The sequence below is a fragment of the Archangium sp. genome, from assembly GCF_057119385.1.
Window position 1 is genome coordinate 16,032 of record NZ_DBNGVP010000153.1, and the last position, 16,550, is coordinate 32,581.

General features: G+C 69.7%; 9 protein-coding genes. 4 read left to right on the plus strand and 5 right to left on the minus strand.

Going from position 1 to position 16,550, the window contains the following annotated elements; all coding sequences use genetic code 11:
- Nucleotides 1–219 precede the first annotated feature (219 nt).
- On the plus strand, nucleotides 220–4,545 hold the full coding sequence (locus tag AC16DP_RS35850) for an immunoglobulin-like domain-containing protein (protein ID WP_329733840.1): 4,326 nt from the start codon (nucleotides 220–222) through the stop codon (nucleotides 4,543–4,545).
- Between the two features lie 64 nt (nucleotides 4,546–4,609).
- On the opposite strand, the gene aceA is transcribed toward AC16DP_RS35850, so the two are convergent.
- Nucleotides 4,610–5,896, minus strand: coding sequence for an isocitrate lyase (gene aceA, locus AC16DP_RS35855; RefSeq protein WP_329733839.1), 1,287 nt, complete (start codon nucleotides 5,894–5,896; stop codon nucleotides 4,610–4,612).
- A 76-nt stretch (nucleotides 5,897–5,972) separates the two neighbouring features.
- A complete protein-coding gene (gene aceB / locus AC16DP_RS35860; RefSeq protein ID WP_329733838.1) occupies nucleotides 5,973–7,562 on the minus strand; it encodes a malate synthase A in 1,590 nt (529 codons plus the stop codon).
- 318 nt (nucleotides 7,563–7,880) lie between these two features.
- Here aceB and AC16DP_RS35865 point away from each other — a divergent pair, with 318 nt between their 5' ends.
- The 3 genes from AC16DP_RS35865 (at nucleotide 7,881) to AC16DP_RS35875 (ending at nucleotide 9,660) form a co-directional block, all read left to right on the plus strand.
- Nucleotides 7,881–8,246, plus strand: a complete 366-nt coding sequence (locus AC16DP_RS35865) for a PspC domain-containing protein (RefSeq protein WP_329733837.1) — start codon at nucleotides 7,881–7,883, stop codon at nucleotides 8,244–8,246.
- Between the two features lie 201 nt (nucleotides 8,247–8,447).
- Nucleotides 8,448–9,011: a Uma2 family endonuclease gene (locus AC16DP_RS35870; protein ID WP_329733836.1), complete on the plus strand. Its 564-nt coding sequence runs from the start codon at nucleotides 8,448–8,450 to the stop codon at nucleotides 9,009–9,011.
- Nucleotides 9,012–9,102: 91 nt separating this feature from the next.
- Nucleotides 9,103–9,660 (plus strand): Uma2 family endonuclease, encoded by a 558-nt coding sequence (locus AC16DP_RS35875; RefSeq protein ID WP_329733852.1) that lies wholly within the window; start codon nucleotides 9,103–9,105, stop codon nucleotides 9,658–9,660.
- 9 nt (nucleotides 9,661–9,669) lie between these two features.
- On the opposite strand, the gene AC16DP_RS35880 is transcribed toward AC16DP_RS35875, so the two are convergent.
- The 3 genes from AC16DP_RS35880 to AC16DP_RS35890 form a co-directional block, all read right to left on the minus strand.
- Nucleotides 9,670–10,152, minus strand: coding sequence for an MOSC domain-containing protein (locus AC16DP_RS35880; protein ID WP_329733835.1), 483 nt, complete (start codon nucleotides 10,150–10,152; stop codon nucleotides 9,670–9,672).
- A gap of 123 nt (nucleotides 10,153–10,275) precedes the next feature.
- The gene (locus tag AC16DP_RS35885) at nucleotides 10,276–13,128 is read right to left on the minus strand and encodes a Kelch repeat-containing protein (protein ID WP_329733834.1); all 2,853 of its coding nucleotides are present in this window, start codon (nucleotides 13,126–13,128) and stop codon (nucleotides 10,276–10,278) included.
- A gap of 74 nt (nucleotides 13,129–13,202) precedes the next feature.
- The gene (locus tag AC16DP_RS35890) at nucleotides 13,203–16,379 is read right to left on the minus strand and encodes an Ig-like domain-containing protein (protein WP_329733833.1); all 3,177 of its coding nucleotides are present in this window, start codon (nucleotides 16,377–16,379) and stop codon (nucleotides 13,203–13,205) included.
- Nucleotides 16,380–16,550 lie beyond the last annotated feature (171 nt).

A 16,550-nucleotide genomic window follows, 5' to 3' on the forward strand; every position in this document is an offset into this window, starting at 1 on the left:
TGGAGTGTCTGGCGTGCATGCGGGTGGAACGCGCCCGCATGCCGGTGCCAGCGCTCCGCCGTATCCGCTGCATCCGCCGGGATGCAGCGGGCTGGGCCGGGTGGCTCCAGCGGGAGTCAGCCGTGAGCAGGTGGGAGGGGCTGTCCACGAGAGGACGTTCCAGGTGGCTTGCTTATTGCCTTGGCGTGGCGGCCTCACCCGTTGGTTGGAGCCTCCTGGATGCGCATGGAATCACCGGCCTTGCGCCGGTTCACGTTGTTGGGATGTCTGGCATGGGTGGCGTGCAGCCCGCGGCCCTCGCAGGAAGGGGAGGGAGCGCGGCCGAAGCAATGGCGGGCGGCCATCACCTCGGAGCAGGAGGTCGTGGCCAGCCTCCCCGAGGGAGCGCCGTTGCCCGAGCTGTCCCCCCCGGCGGGGGCTGGAGGGCCGGCCGTTCCGCCCTGGGAGCCCGCGCCGTTCCGGGGAGCCGGGTCCCCGGCCCTGGGCCTCTCTCCCATGGCCGCTCCCGCGGCCGCGGCCTCTCCCGGCGCCGTCGAGCTGTCGGCCAACGTCCTGCGCGGGACGGCTCGCCTCACCAATACCAATCCTGAAATCCTGGCGCTGCTGCGGAGCGACCCCTGGCGCCACGGCTTCGGCGCCAACGCCTACAGCTACGCTCCGGCGGGCTACTCGTCCACGGCGTACACCTTCGAGGACACGAGCCCGCTGGGCTTCTCCTTCGAGATGCTGGTGGAGGCCGGCGCGGGAGGCGAGGCGGGAGTCTCCTACGCCGTCAACGCCCACCGGGGGTGGATGATTGGCTTTCCCACCCAGTACGCGACGGTGAAGCCGCGCTCCCTCCAGCCGGAGCCCACGGAGGTGTCCCTGGAGGCCTGCACCGGCGTGGTCCAGTTCCAGTTCGGCACGGACGACACGTGCGAGGAGCGCTCGCCCATCTTCCAGGGCAGCTCCCTGCCCATCTCCGTGTACGAGTCCGGGCCCCAGCTGTACACGGGGTACGTCCCGGATGGCTCCAACTGGAAGGGCCATTTCTACTACTACGTCCAGGGGACGGATTCGCGCGGCGGCCCCATCACCCTGGTGGTCCGCAGGGCGCTGGAGTGGAGCGTGGGCTGTGACCAGGTGGCGCGCGTCTGCATTCCCGTGGAGCCCGCGGTGGCGGCGAGGGATGGGGACTTCACGGGGCCCTGGCAGATCTCCGGCGAGCCGACCCTCGGCTCCGAGGTCAACGCCAGCCACGCCACGTGGCCCCTCCACCGGAGGGCCGTCATTCCCCAGGACATGCCCGAGGCGGACCCGGGGGCGTGGTGGAAGCTGTCGCGGGCCAGTGAGGGCCTCTGGAACTTCTCCAGCTCGGCCTGGCTGCGCGGGGGGCGCGAGCTCACGTGGTTGAATGTGCCCGGCATCAACTCCCACCCCGTCGTCACGGATGCGGTCACGCCGTTGACGAAGGAGGTGGACGGGGAGCTTCGTCACGCGTACCTGATGCGGCCCTCCCACTTCTACGGCTCGGTGCGCCTGGCCAACCCCACCGCGGCGGAGCAGCCGGAGCGCTTCAACACCCTGCGGACGCTGCACTTCAACGCGGACTTCGACGCCAATGGAGATGGCTGGCCGGACAGCACCGGGTGGCATACCACCTACGTGACCGCCGTGAGCAGCGGGGGAGGGCGCTCCACCACCAGCTTCCCGGGCCATTTCGACCCCACCACCGGCGAGCTGGGTTCCACCTATGAGCAGGTGCTGGTGAGCCCCTTCGACGAGCCGCAGTGGTGGGCCCAGGAGGGGCTGGTGCTGTCCTTCTGGTCCGAGCGCAACCTGCACTTCCAGACGCGGCCGGGCCAGTATGATCCAGAGCGCTACCGCTATGGCCTGCAGGGCAACTCCCCTCGCCAGGGCAACGCCAGGCTCATGGCCCCCGAGCAGCGCCACCGGGTGGACCACGAGTATTGCTACAACGAGGTGTCGCTGTATTACGCGGCCAGCCTCGGGCGCCTCTTCAACCCCCGGGTGGACCTCTCGGGCGGCTTCGAGGGCGTGGACTGGAGGGGGCGCTCCGTGTCCTACGGCTCGGGAGGCTGGTTCTACGGCACCCCGGCCATCCTGGGCGGGGATTGGGTGACGGACGGGCGCGCCATGGCGCAGCCGGGGGGCACCGTCTCCCTCACCCTGCCGCAGGGCAGCTTCTCCCTCACGCCCAGCGCCACCCTGGTCGCGGACAGCGGGGCCATCAGCGTCGCCAACTTCCAGCCCGTCCAGCTCACGCTGGGGTGTGGCCAGGACGTGAAGATCGTCCCGCCCCTGGCGGTGACCCTCACCGCGCCTCCGGGCTGCGCCAGCGCGTCCACGCTCCCCGTCTCCGGCGTGGTGAGGAGCGGCCCGGCCGTGGTGGACCGCGTCTGGTACCAGCTCAACGGAGGACCCGAGGTCACCCTCTGCACGGACTGTGGAAGGGAGCCGTCCTTCTCCTTCACCGTCCCGCTCGAGGCCTGCGGCAACGACATCCAGGTCTTCGCCTTCACCGAGGGGATGGAGAAGCCCGCGGGCAGCTCGATTCAAATCGTCTGGGATGACCCGGCGGATGGGCCGAGCTGCGGCGGCTCCACCTGCGTCAACCGTCCGCCCCAGGCCCGCTGTACCGACATCACCGTGCGCACCGGGGAGTCCTGCGAGGGGTGCGGCTCGGTGGATGATGGCTCGTATGATCCGGACGAGGGAGACACGCTGTCGTGTGTGCAGACGCCGGACTGCCCCTACACCGTGGGCACCCAGCGCGTGCGGCTGACGTGCACCGACTCGCGGGGCCTGTCCTCCTGGTGCGAGGCCTCCGTCACCGTGAAGGACGAGGTGGCCCCGGTCATCACCTGCCCCGGGGAGGTGCCCGAGTTGGTGTGCAGGGAGGGCGGGGCGCCGGTGAGCTACGAGACGTCCGCCCAGGACAACTGCGGCGCCGTCACGACGACGTGCTACCCGGGCTCCGGAGCCACCTTCCCGCCCGGCACCACGCAGGCGCAGTGCACGGCCATCGACGCCTCCGGCAACCAGGCCCGCTGCTTCTTCCCCGTCACCGTGGTGGATGACGAGCCGCCCACCCTCGAGTGCCCGGCCTCCATCACCGCGGAGTGCAACGGGCGCGGGCTCGCCACGCTCCCCGAGCCGCCCCTGGTGGCCCAGGACTCCTGCCAGCCTCCCCTCATCGAGGGGCCCCGCTCCTTCCCGGTGGGCAGCACCACCGGGGTGACGTACACGGCGGCGGACACCGCGGGCCACCAGGTGTCCTGCACCACCACCGTGAAGGCGGTGGACACGCAGGCGCCCACCCTCACCCTCCAGGGCTCCTCCGTGCACGCGCTGGCCTGCGGGCAGCCCTTCGTCGAGCCGGGCTACGTGGCCAGGGATGCCTGCCATGGCAGCCTCACCTCGCAGGTGGCCGTCTCCGGAAGCGTGGACTCCTGGAGGCCGGGCACCTACTCCCTGTCCTACGAGGTGGAGGACCCCCTGGGCCACCGCGCCAGCGCCACCCGGCAGGTGCGGGTGAGCCCACGCGCGGTGGATGGACTCCAGGCCACCTGGACGGACGCGGGCCACCTCCTCCCGCACCGCCTGCTGCATACCGCCACCCGGCTGGCGGATGGGCGGGTGCTCGTCACCGGCGGCTTCGCCGCCTCGGCGGAGGTGTATGACCCGGCCACCCATGGGTGGAGCCAGACGGGAAGCCCGGCCACCACCCGCCGCTCCCACACCGCGACGCTCCTGGCGGACGGCCGGGTGCTGGTGACGGGGGGCGCGAGCGGCGCACCGGACACCTCGGCCGAGGTGTATGACCCGGCCACGGGGGCCTGGAGCGCCACCGGCTCCATGCGGGTGGCCCGGCGCGAGCACACCGCGACGTCGCTGGCGGACGGCCGGGTGCTGGTGGTGGGCGGAGGGAGCGCGCTGGCCGAGCTCTATGACCCGGCCCTGGGCACCTTCCAGGCCACCGGCAGCTTGTCCGTGGCACGCGTCCAGCACACCGCCACCCCGTTGCCCGGCGGGCGCGTCCTGGTGACGGGAGGACTCTCCCCCACTGGCGGGCCGCTGGCCTCGGCCGAGGTGTATGACGTGGCCACGGGCACCTGGAGCGCCGTGGGGACGATGACGGCGGCCCGCCGCCAGCACACCGCCCTGCTGCTGAAGGACGGGCGCGTGCTGCTGGCCGGTGGCGCTCGCGAGGCGGCGGCCAGCTCGGCCGAGCTGTACGACGTGGCCGCGGGCACCTTCTCCGCCACGGGGGCCATGGCCTCGCCCCGCCGCATGCATGGGGCCGCCGTGTTGCCCTCGGGTTTCGTCCTCGTCCTGGGCGGCTATGACGACCTGACGGGCATCCTCTCCACGGCCGAGCTGTACGAGCCGTGCGGCGGCACCTGGGTGTCCACGACGTCCATGCGCGTGAGCCGCTACCAGCCGGCCGTCGCGCAACTCGCGGATGGCCAGGTGCTCGTGCTGGGCGGCTTCAGCACGGGAGACCAGACCTCCGTGGAGCGCTACCACCTGCCGGTGCCGTAGCGCTTCCTGGCCCCTCCTCCCAGACCCACGCGGTGCGGTTTGGGAGGAGCCCGGCCGGGGCCACTCAGAACTGGTGGGCCTCGGTGGAGTCGTTCAGCGCCAGCGTGCTGGAGCAGCCGCCGGAGATGACCTCGGCGACCTTGTCGAAGTAGCCGGTGCCCACCTCGCGCTGGTGGCGCGTCGCGGTGTAGCCGTCCTTCTCGGAGGCGAACTCCTTCTGCTGCATCTCCGAGTAGGCCGCCATGCCGCGGTCCTTGTAGTTCCGGGCCAGCTCGTACATCGAGTAGTTGAGGGCGTGGAAGCCGGCGAGCGTGACGAACTGGAACCTGTAGCCCATGGCGCCCAGCTCGCGCTGGAACCTGGCGATGGTCTTCTCGTCCAGGTTCTTCCTCCAGTTGAAGGAGGGCGAGCAGTTGTAGGCCAGGAGCTTGTTGGGGAACTTCTTGTGGATGCCCTCGGCGAACTTCCTGGCCTGGTCGAGGTCCGGGGTGCTCGTCTCGCACCAGATGAGGTCCGCGTAGGGCGCGTAGGCCAGGCCGCGGGCGATGGCGCACTCCAGGCCGCCCTGGAGGCGGTAGAAGCCCTCGGCCGAGCGGCCCGCCTTGCGGTCGATGAAGGCGTGGTCGTACTCGTCCGCGTCGCTCATCAGCAGCTTGGCGCTGTCGGCGTCCGTGCGGGCCACCAGCAGGGTGGGCACGCCCATCACGTCCGCGGCCAGGCGCGCCGCCGTCAGCGTGCGGATGAAGTTGTGGGTGGGCACCAGCACCTTGCCGCCCATGTGGCCGCACTTCTTCTCGCTCGCGAGCTGGTCCTCGAAGTGCACGCCCGCGGCGCCCGCCTCAATCATCGACTTCATCAGCTCATAGGCGTTGAGCGGGCCGCCGAAGCCGGCCTCCGCGTCGGCCATGATGGGGGCGAACCAGTAGCGCTCGCGCTTGCCCTCGGCGCAGTCGATCTGATCCGCGCGGCGCAGGGCGGCGTTGATACGGCGCACCACGTTGGGGACGCTGTCCACCGGGTAGAGGCTCTGGTCCGGGTACATCTGCCCGGCGGTGTTGGCGTCGGCGGCGACCTGCCAGCCGGAGAGGTAGATGGCCTCGAGGCCCGCGCGCACCATCTGCACGGCCTGGTTGCCGGTGAGCGCGCCGAGCGCGTGCACATAGTCCTTGGTGTGGAGCAGCTCCCACAGCCGCTGGGAGCCCATCTCCGCCAGCGTGTAGCTGATGCGGATGGAGCCGCGCAGCTTCTCGACGTCCGCCTGCGAGTAGTTGCGGGTGATGCCCTCGAAGCGCTGAGCGTGGAGCTTGGCGTGGGGCGAGGCGTCATTCGTGGTCGTCACGGCGTCGTACATGGTCGGCTCCTCAGTCGATAGGTATGAACCAGTGTTGAGATGAGAAAGTGGTCTCGGGTCGTAGCGGCACGCTCGCTCAGCCGTGCGTCATCAGGGCCTCGTAGGCGGGCAGGGTGAGGAAGTCCTCGAAGCGGGGCGCGGTGGAGAGCTTCTCGAAGAGCTCGCGCGCCTCCTTCATGCGCTCGGCGCCGTAGCGCCCGGTGGCGCCCTCGGCCTCCACGTGCTTCATCTCCTCGGCGAGCACCTGGCGGAAGCGCTCCAGGGTGACGGGTTTGCCGTCGGCCAGGGGCATGCGGTGGTGGATCCACTGCCACACCTGGGCGCGGGAGATTTCAGCGGTGGCCGCGTCCTCCATGAGGTTGTAGAGCGGCACGCAGCCCAGGCCCCCGAGCCATGCGGCCAGGTACTGCACGCCCACGCGGATGTTGTGGCGCAGGCCCTCCTCGGTGCGCGAGCCCTCGGGCATGGCGATGAGGTCCGCCTCGGAGATGCGCACGTCCGGGCGCTTCCTGGCGATTTGATTGGGCCCGGGCATGTGCTGGTCGAAGATGGCGCGCGCCACCGGGACGAGGCCGGGGTGGGCCACCCAGGTGCCGTCGTGGCCGTCGCGCACCTCGCGCTCCTTGTCCGCGCGCACCTTGGCCATCACCGCCTCGTTGGCGGCCGGGTCTCCCTTGATGGGGATGAAGGCCGCCATGCCGCCCATGGCGTGCACGTTGCGGCGGTGGCACACCTGGATGAGGCGCAGCGAGTAGTTGTGCAGGAAGGCCTTGTCCATCGTCACCTGCCCGCGGTCGGGCAGGACGAACCTGGGGTCCGCCTGGAGCTTCTTGATGAAGCTGAAGATGTAGTCCCAGCGGCCGCAGTTGAGCCCCGCCGAGTGCTCGCGCAGCTCGTAGAGGATTTCATCCATCTCGAAGGCGGCGGGCAGCGTCTCGATGAGGACGGTGGCCTTGATGGAGCCGCGGGCGATGCCCAGCTCGCTCTGGGCCAGGTGGAACACGTCGTTCCACAGCCGGGCCTCCAGGTGGCTCTCCATCTTGGGCAGGTAGAAGTAGGGGCCGCTGCCCTTCTCCAGCAGGGCGCGCGCGTTGTGGAAGAAGTAGAGGCCGAAGTCGAAGAGCGAGGCGGACACGGGCTTGCCGTCCACCTCCAGGTGGCGCTCCAGCAGGTGCCAGCCGCGCGGGCGGGCCAGGAGCACGGCCGTCTTCTCGTGGAGCGCGTAGTGCTTGCCGTTCTCGGCGGTGTAGCTGATGGTGCCGCGCACCGCGTCGCGCAGGTTGAGCTGCCCGCGCACCACGTTGTCCCAGGTGGGGCTGTTGGCGTCCTCGAAGTCCGCCATGAAGACGTTGGCCCCCGAGTTGAGCGCGTTGATGATCATCTTCCGGTCCACCGGGCCGGTGATCTCCACGCGCCGGTCCAACAGGTCCGCGGGCAGGGGCGCCACCGTCCACTCCGATTCCCGGATGTCCTTCGTCTCGGGGAGGAAGTGGGGCCGCTCGCCCTGGTCATAGGCGGCCTGCACCGCCTTGCGCCGCTCCAGCAGGGCCTCGCGGCGGGCCCCGAAGGCGCGCGCCAGCTTCGCCACGAACTCCAGGGCCTCGGGCGTGAGGATGGGGGCATAATCCGGATGCCAGGCCCCCCGGAGGGCGACACCCTGTCCCACGGTCCCATGTCCTTCGGGACGTTGCGTGTGGGGGGAGGAGGGAACGGCCGCATCCATGCAAAGCTCCTTGACGGGGTGCGTTGTAAAAGGCGTAGACGGCCACCAATCTGTGTCCGCTTCGAGGAAGTGTGAAGCCCCCGTGGCTGAAAGTCGACAGATTTGTAAGGGTGTCAACACAGCCGGGATTAAATTTGTAAATTCACCGGCTTGAAAAACGGTGGGGAGCGGCCGGGCGCCCCGGTGCAATGGGGGCCGGGGTGGTGCGTAGGGAGGGAAGAGGCCGGAGCGGATGGGGCCTCCACGAGGAGCGGAGCCATCATGGAAGAGACGAAGCAGTGCGTGGCGTGCAGGATGGACATCCGGGCGGATGCCACGAAGTGCCCGCACTGCCGGGAGCGGCAGGCGACGGGCGAGCCGATGCACCGAGGGGGACACGGGAGGGTGGTGGCGGGGGTGTGTCTGGCGCTGGCGAGGCTGCTGGGCCTGGAGGTGGCGCTGGTGCGGGTGGCCTTCGTGCTGGCGCTGGTGATGACGGGCGGGGCCGCGCTGGGGTTCTACCTGCTGCTGTGGGCGCTCACGCCGCCGTCGGTGATGGGGAAGGCGCCGGTGCAGCGGGTGATGGGCTTCGTGGGGCGGGTGGGGGGCGCGCCGGTGGAGGAGCCGCGGATGGAGCGCCGCGTCTGAAGGCCTGGCGTTGGTAATTTTGTAAAAGCGAGGTGTCCCCCCTCTCCCGAGGTGCTCCCTCTCCCTCTGGGAGAGGGTTGGGGTGAGGGTCGGCGACAGGATGTCAGAGGTCAGGTGCATCCTGGCCGCATGAATCCGGAGAACGGTGGAGAGTGGGGAGGGCGGCTTGCGGCCGTCGAGGTGAAACTGCATCCTGTGGGTATGAGCGACGAGCGGTCGCGCCGGGATGCGCTGTATGCGGAGCTGGAGAAGCTTCCACCCAACCTCGTGGGTGAGATTGTCGGGGGCGAGCTGTACGCGAGCCCGCGGCCTGCTTCGCCGCATGCCTGGGCGGCTTCGCTGCTGGGCGGGGAGCTCTCGGGGCCGTTCATCCGGGGACGGGGTGGGCCCGGGGGCTGGGTCATCCTGGACGAGCCGGAGCTTCACCTGGGCGAGGACGTGCTGGTGCCCGACCTGGCGGGCTGGCGCCGGGAGCGGATGCCGGAGATGCCGGACACAACGGCCTTCACGCTGGCACCGGACTGGGCTTGTGAGGTGCTCTCTCCCTCCACGGCCAGGCTCGATCGATCTCGAAAGATGGCCGTGTATGCCCGCGAAGGCGTGAGGCACTTCTGGCTCGTGGATCCCCTGCTCCAGACGCTGGAGGTCCATCTTCTGGAGAACGGACGTTGGTCACTGCTGGGCACGCACGCTGGAGGGGTGACGGTGCACGTGGAGCCGTTCGAGGCGCTGGCCCTGGAGTTGGGTGCGCTCTGGGAGCGTTGACATGGCCAGACGAATTCCCGAGAAGCTGCCGGAGGGCAAGCAGCCACCACCCCGGCTTGATACGGCTGGAGCCGGGTCACATGCTGCCTCCATGGCCGACAAGCCGCCCCGGTGTGAAGCGACATACGCGGACCTGGAGGAACTCCCGCCCAATGCCGTGGGCGAAATCATCGGCGGTGAGCTGTATGTGAGCCCCCGGCCGAGGCCCAGGCACGCCCGGGCGGCCTTCCGGCTCTGCAATGCCCTGGGTCCATTCGACCAGGATCCGGGAGAGGAGGGACCCGGAGGGTGGGTCCTCCTCGTCGAGCCCGAATTGCATCTGGGGAACGAGGTCCTGGTTCCGGACCTGGCCGGATGGCGCCGCGAGCGCATGCCCACGCTCCCAGACGATGTGGGAATCACGCTCGCTCCGGACTGGGTCTGCGAGGTGCTCTCTCCCTCCACGGCCGCGCTCGACCGGAACTGGAAGATGGGCTCGTACGCCCGTGAGGGGGTGAAGCACTTGTGGCTCGTGGATCCGTCTGCCCGGTCCCTGGAGGTGTTCCGGCGGGAGAGCGGCGGTTGGTCGATGCTGGGCAAGCACGTGGGAGAGGTGGCGGTGCGGGCCGAGCCCTTCGAGGCGTTGGCCCTGGAGCTGGGCCGCCTCTAGAGGCGTTGATCAGGGCAGCTTGGGGCGGATGGGGCGGGGCACGTCCGGGTTGATGTCGAGCAGGCGCACGCCGTCTCCCTCGCGCACCGTGCCTCCGCGCAACACCCTGGCCAGCTGGCCCCGCTGCCCCCAGGACTCCTTGAGCAGGCCCGGGCGGATGCGCTCGAGCTTCGAGCAGGGTACGCAGGGCTCGGTCAACTCCACCACCACCTCGGCGCCGAGCGCCAGACGCTGCCCTGGTGGTAGGGACTCCAGCGGTAACCCGGAGATGACCACGTTCTCCTTCAACTCGCCTGGCCCGAGCCGCAACGCGACATGGGAGGCTTCGTCGAGCAGCAGGAGCTGCCGCTTCCCGTTGGGTTTCTTCTTTCCATGGCGGTCGCCCACGAAGCCCCGGCCCTCCACGGCCTGGGCCTCGGGGACGCGCTTCATGGGGGTGCCCCGCTCCTGGGCGAGGAGCAGGGCGCGGATGGTGCAGGCGGGAGTCTCCACACCCTGAATCCTGTCCAGCGTCACGTCCCACCGCAAGACGGATGCGCAGACGCGCGGGGGCTCGGGGCAGCCGGGCCCGTGGTATCGCACCGGCTCCCGCCGAGGAGACAACCCCGTGAGCAATCAGGGCGTCCGCATCGAGCACCTGCTGCGGCGCCTGAGCCACAAGGTCACCACGAGCCAGACGCAGCTGGCCGGGAGCGCGGGGACCGTGGCACAGCTCCAGCCGTAATGGCTCCTGGGGACGTCGAGGCGGAAGTCAACCGTGGGGGACTCGCTACTGACGTTGCCAACCTGATCCCTGGCGGTGACGGAGAGCGTGTGAGTCCCAGGCTCCAGCGGCTTTTGGGGCGTGTAGCTCCATGCGCCCGTGACAGCATCCGCTGGCACCTCCTCGGGCTCTGCCCCATCCAGCATCACCGCCACCGTGCTGCCCGGTTCCGCGGTGCCGACGATCTCCGGTGTCGAGGTGGTGAAGAACACCTGCTTCTGGAATGGCTTCGTCACCTGCGGGGCATCCGGCGGCGTTCCATCCACGAGGAGGAGCTGCCCACCGGAGGTGCCAGGGAGCATGACGGAGAGGACGTAGTAGCCCGTCGGCACGGTTGGCAGGGTGACGGCGAACCCGGTGTCCGAGGCCGAGATCCATCGGTCGATGGGTGTCCGCGCTCCGCCTTCCACCGCTGTCAGGCTGAGCAGGGGGAGCGTGGAAGGGTTGAGCAAGCGGCGCCCGGTGAAATCGAGCTGTGTGCCCGGCTTCTTGGCGGAGAGCGCGTGGATTTCAGGGCGTGAGGCCTTGTCCGCGAGAGCCACCGTCCCGGTGTACACCTGGGCGCTGGCCAAGCGCTGGGTGCCATTCACGCCTCCGGCGAGCAACACCTGGCCGGAGGGCAGCAGGGTTGCCGTGTGCTCGGAGCGCGAGGTGGTCAGGGCGCTCGCGAGGTTGGATACGCCCAGTGCCGGGTCATACACTTCCACGCTGGCGAGGGACTCGAGCCCTTGTGTCCCCCCGGCGATCAGGACCAGGCCGGAGGGCAGCAGCGTGGCGGTATGGGCGTAGCGCGAGTGGGCCAGGAGCGTGGGGTGCTGAGACCAGGTGCTCTCCCGCGGGTCGTAGAGCTCCGCGCCGCGCAGCGGGGGGTCTTGATTCCGGCCTCCCGTGACCAGCACCAGGCCGGAGGGCAGCAGCGTCGCCGTATGCTCGGAGCGCGCGGTGCCCAGCCCCAGCGCGGTAGGGCGCCACGAGCCGCTCGCGGGCTCATACAGCTCGGTGCTGTCGAGAGGGCTGCTCGCGCCCTTGCGTCCTCCGGCCACCAGGACCTCGCCGGAGTACAGCAGGGTCGCCGTATGCTCGGAGCGCGCGGTGCCCAGGGACACGGTGGGGAGCCACGAGCCGCTCACCGGCTCATACAGCTCGGCGCTATCGAGGGGGCTGCTCGCGCCCTTGCGTCCTCCGGCCACCAGCACCCGGCCGGAGGGCAGCAGCGTCGCCGTATGGTTGAAGCGGGCGGTGCCCAGGGACATGGTGGTGGGGCGCCACGAGCCGCTCGCCGGATCATACAGCTCGGCGCTGTCGAGGGGACTGTTCGCGTCCTTGCGTCCTCCGGCCACCAACACCCGGCCGGAGGGCAGCAGCGTCGCCGTATGGTTGAAGCGGGCGGTGCCCAGGGGCCCCGTGCATTTCCATGTGCCGCTCACCGGATCATACAGCTCGGCCTCGCGGAGGGGGCTGCTTCCGTCCAAGGTGCCGCCGGCGACCAGCACCTCGCCGGAGGGCAACAGCGTTACTGTATGGCCAGAACGGGCCATGGACAGTTGTGGCCCCTCCCGCCAGTCCCCAGGCCCTGGATCGTATACCTCCGTCCTATCGAGGCCCTGGATTCCGACTCCTCCGGTGACCATGACCTTGCCGGAGGGCAACAGCGTCGCCGCGTGCTGAAAGGAGCCTTTGCTCAGGCGGAGGCCGGGGCTCCAGCTCCCATCCCACGGATCGTAGACCTCCACGCTGGAAAGGACACTGTCCGGCGACGGCCCGGCGCGGCCTCCAGCCACCAGCACCTTGCCGGAGGGCAACCGCGTCGCCGTGTGCTCCACGCGGGCCTGGCCCATCGAGTGCCCGCTCTGTCTCCAGGTGCCCTCGTCCGGCTCATACACCTCCACCGAGTCGAGGCCGCTGCCGCCATCCGAGGTGCCCCCGGTGATCAGGACCTCGCCGGAGGGCAGCAGGAGCGTCGCCGTGTGCCCGGAGCGGTTGATGTGCAGCTCGCCGCGTGGCTTCCACGTCCCACTCGTTGGATCGAACTCCTCGACCTCCTTGAGCTCCGCGGATGCTCCCCCGGCTGCCAGGACCTTGCCGGAGGGCAGCAGCGTCGCCGTATGACCGGAGCGGGCATGGGTCATCGGATCCACACCGCTCCAGGTCTTGTCCTTCGGGTCGTACACCCGCGCGAGAGTGAGCGCATTGCTGCCATCCGCGGTGCCCCCGGCGACCAGGACCTTGCCGGAGGGCAGCAGCGTCGCTGTATGCCCGAAGCGAGCCTGGTCCATCGGACTCGCCTCGCTCCAGGTCTTCTCCACCGGGTCGTACACCTCGGCGCTCGCGAGGGGGTTGCCATCGGAGTCCATCCCTCCCGTCACCAGTACCTGGCCCGTGGTCAGCAGCGTGGCCGTGTGCCTCTGGCGGGCGTGGCGCATCGAGCCGGTCCCCTCCCTCGCGCCGGTCATCGGGTCGAGCAGCTCCGAGCTGTTGAGGAGGCCCGCAGTGGCACCGTACCCCCCGGCGATCAACACCTTGCCCGAGGGCAGCAGCGTGGCCGTGTGGTTGGAGCGGATGGAGCCCAGCTCGGGGCCGTTGCTCCAGCCCGCCCCCGCCTCGCTGGAGCCCGCGAGCGCGCTCCGCCCCATGCCCGGCTCCGCCGCTTGCCAGCCCTCGTGCTTCGAGCGCTCTGGCAGGCCGCAGCCCAGCCACACGCACACCAGGAGGAGAAGCCCTCCGCGACGAGGGGCTGTCCGCGGTCCACTGTGTATCTTCATGCGCTTCATGTGCTCCCTCACGCTCGAGCAGGACGGCGGCGGGCGAGCAGCCACCCCAGGAGTGTCAGACCCAGCGGCCACGGAGGGGCCTGTCCCGGGCCCGCCGTGCAGCCGAAACCTCCGCCGCCGACAATGATGAAGTCGTCCAGGCCGGAGGCGCTGCTCACGGTGATGCGGAGCACCGTGGCCTCGCTGGTGTTGCCTGCCGCGTCTGTGGTGTTCACCGAGACCGTGTACTCCCCATCTTCCAGCTCCGTGCGCTGGGTGACGCTCCAGTTTCCTTCCGAATCCGCGGTGGTGGTACCCGCTTCCCCATCATTCAAGAGCACGGTCACCGTGCTGCCTTGCTCCGCCTTCCCGCTGAAGACCGGCGGGCGGGTGGCAACCGTGCTCCCCTCTTGGGGCGTCAGCACCTCGGGCGCCGGGGGGGGCTGCGTGTCCACGGTGAAGTCGCGCGGCGTGGAGTACTTGCTGACGTTGCCTGCCTCATCCGTGGCGGTCGCCGAGACCGTGTGCCTCCCGTCCGTCAGCTTCAGCTCTTCGGGAAGGGTGTGACTCCAGCGCCCATCCAGGTCCACGGTGGTACTGCCTGCTTTCTTCCCATCCACATACACCGTCACCGTGCTGCCTTTCTCCGAGGTGCCACTCGCGGTGGGCTTGCGGTCATTGACCCATTCGCCGGGTGTGAGCACTTCGGGCGCCCGTGGCGCTTTCTGGTCCAAGGTGAGGCTGCGGGCCTCGGAGAGCGGGCTGGAGTTGCCGGCCTCATCCGTGGCCCGGGCGGTGAGGTGGTACGTCCGCTCCTCGAGGGTGGTGGCCAGCACCAAGCTCCAGTTCCCCCGGAAGTTCGCGGTCGCCGTGCCCTCCGGTTGCCCGTCCAGGAACACCTCGACGGTGCTGCGCGGCTCTGCTGTGCCAGCAATCTTGGGCTGGGGCGTACCGACGAATGCTGACGGCTCCGTCACCGCGGGCGCTTCCGGCGGCGTCCCGTCCACATGCACCACCTGGCCTCCGGACATGTCATCCGCCACGACGAAGAGCAGGTGATAGCCATCCGGCACATCGGTCAGGGTTACCTGTACGGAGGTGTCCGAGAGCTCCTGCGTCGGCAGGTCCCTCAGCTCTCCTCGTGGCTTGATCAGCAGGCGGACGATGCCGGAATCACCACTGCCACCTCTGAAGCCGCTCCCCGCCAAGGCGAGACTTGCACCGGGCTTCTGGGGAAGCAGCGGTCTGACGATGGGGCGCGTGCTCCCCTGCACCTCGTCATGCAGCTCGGTCTTGGACATGGGGCCGTGCTCGTTCGTGCCCGCGATCACCAACAACGTCCCCGTGGGCAGCAGCACCGTCGTGGAGTCCTCACCAGGCGTGCTCAGCCTGGTACTGACCTGCCATTCTCTATGCTTCGGGTCATACACCTCCACGCCATCCAGGGGGCTTTTCCCACTCGAGCCGCCAAGCACCAGCACCCTGCCGGTGGGCATCAGGTGCGCCGCGTGGGACTGGCGGGCCGTGTTCAGCTTGCCCACTTCGGTCCATGTCCGCTCCCCCGGGTCGTACACCTCGGTGCTGGAGAGCACCTGGCTCCCATCCGTGCCACCGGCGACCAGCACCTCGCCCGTGTACAGCAGCGCCGCGGTGGAGGAGGCGCGGGCCGCGTTCATCGCGGTCGCTTCGGTCCACTTCCCGTTCCCCGGGTCATACAGCTCCACGCTGGCGAGGGGGTGGCCTCGAGCATCGAGGCCGCCGGCGACCAGCACCTCACCCGTGGGGAGCTGGACGACCATGGGGCTCTGGCGGCTCGTGAGCATGGGGCTCGACATGCGCCAGGTGCCCTTGGCGGGGTCGTACAACTCCACGCTGGAGAGGCGCTGGCCCTGGCTGTCCACGCCGCCGGCGACCAGCACCTCGCCGGTGGACAACAGGAGCGCGGAGTGGGAGTGGCGGGCCTCGTTGAGCGGACCGGTGGGGCGCCAGGTCTGCGTCTCCGGGTTGAACAGCTCGGCGCTCGAGAGCGCTTGGTCCGTGCTCAGGGTCCACAGGCCGCTGCCGGCCTGGCCCAGGCCGCCGGCGACCAGCACCTCGCCCGTGAGCAGCAGCGTGGCCGTGGAGGAGGCACGGGACGTGCTCATGGGGTCCGTGGTCGTCCGTTGACCGGTGCTGGTGTCGAGGATTTCCACGCTGGCCAGGGAGCCGCTGGAACCCGAGCCCCCAGCCACCAGCACCTGCCCCTTGGGCAGGAGCACCGCCATGGAGGCCGTACGGGCTTCGGCCAGTGGTCCTGTCGGGCGCGAGATGCCTGGGGGTCCATATAGCTCCGCGTTGGTGCTGATGCTAGTGCTGCCTGTGACCAGCACCATGCCGGAGGGCAACAGTGTGGCTGTATGAAAGCCGCGGCCAATGAGCAGAGGGCTCGTGGTGCTCCACGCCCCCGTACCGGGGTCGTACACCTCCGCGCTGGAGTCGGTGCCACTGGAGCCGAAGCCTCCGGTGACCAGCAGCTCGCCATTGGGCAACAGCGTCGCATTGTGCCAGCGGCGGGCCATGCTCAGAGAGCCCGTGGAGCTCCATGCCCCCGTGGCCGGGTCGTACACCTCCGCGCCGGAGAGATTGCCACTGGAGCTTTCGCCTCCGGCGACCAGGACCTTGCCATTGAGCAACAGGGTCGCCGTGTGCGAGAAGCGGCCCCCGGCCAGAGAGCCCGTCGGGCTCCACACCCCCGTGCCCGGGTTGTACACCTCCGCGCTGGAGGGAGTGCCACCGGAGCCGTTGCCTCCGGTGACCAGGACCTTGCCATCGGGCAACAGCGTCGCCGTGTGCTGGCGGCGGGCCATGGCCAGAGAGCCCGTCGGGCTCCACATACCCGTGCCCGGGTCGTACACCTCCGCGCCGGAGAGATTGCCACTGGAGCCGCTGCCTCCGGCGACCAGGACCTTGCCATCGGGCAACAGTGTCACCGTGTGCCCAATGCGGCCCTCGGCCAGAGAGCCTGTCGGGCTCCACACCCCCGTGCCCGGGTCGTACACCTCCGCGCTGGTCACCAGTGTACCGTTGGCGCCGCCGGCAATCAGGACCTTGCCATCGGGCAACAGTGTCGCCGTGTGTCCGTTGCGCTCCGTGGCCATGGAGCCCGTGTAACTCCACGTGTACCCCGCCGTGAGCGGGTCCATCCGCCCCACCCTCAGGCGCTCCATTGCAGCCTCCAGCCCTGGAGGCACGCTGCAGCCCAACCCTACCCAGACCAGCAGCAGCAGTATCGGCACTCCAGCGGTCAGCGCAGGTTCGCGCCTCTTCATCAGACTGCCCATGACCAGACCTCCTCGTTCCACCTGGATGATTCTGAAATCCGGCACCGCGACCCCCCA